We start from the raw sequence: 516 nt of genomic DNA, 5'->3' as shown, positions 1-516 counted from the left end.
TTTAACCCAAGGCGGACGAGCCGCTTTCGGCCAGATCCAACCGGCGTCGATGGTCCGTCGAGCGTCTCAGATGGGTTGCTTTCAGCCGGGCTGCTTTCGGGCAGTGAACGATGGAAGCGGACATCGACTACGCGCCCGCTCGCGACGCGTAGCAGCCGTTGCCGACCTACACGCCGCCACCAAGTGTGAAGAACTAAACGAGGCTGTCTCAGATACACTCCCTGACAACAGGCTCAACAGCGCAGACTGTTTCCCTCTAATATTCACGATGATGCAAGCCGTAAGAATTACAACCGCGCAAATCGCCGGGAAAATGATTAGATAATTTATTTGATCTATGCTCGGGTAGCCCGAAATTTGCCGCGATAAGAGATTTGAAACCAGGGCGTAGCCAATACAACAAAGCCCAGACCAAATTAGGAGCGCGCAACCTGCAAGAATATTTGCTATCAACACGTTGGTCGCCCCGGCCATTTTGTAGGGTTGAAGGCCCTGGTCCAATTACATGCCCGCTTC

1 protein-coding gene is annotated in these 516 nt (G+C 53.5%); it reads right to left on the bottom strand.

Features of this window, described 5'->3' with window-relative positions:
- Positions 1-256: 256 nt before the first annotated feature.
- Positions 257-516 (bottom strand): hypothetical protein (locus MKK53_RS09625; RefSeq protein ID WP_243928479.1); only part of this gene is annotated, 260 nt, incomplete at its 5' end.

The organism is Methylobacterium sp. J-076 (assembly GCF_022829405.1).
Taxonomy (GTDB): domain Bacteria; phylum Pseudomonadota; class Alphaproteobacteria; order Rhizobiales; family Beijerinckiaceae; genus Methylobacterium.
Note: the sequence above shows the minus strand (reverse complement) of the source record. Positions and strands in the feature narration are given on the sequence as shown.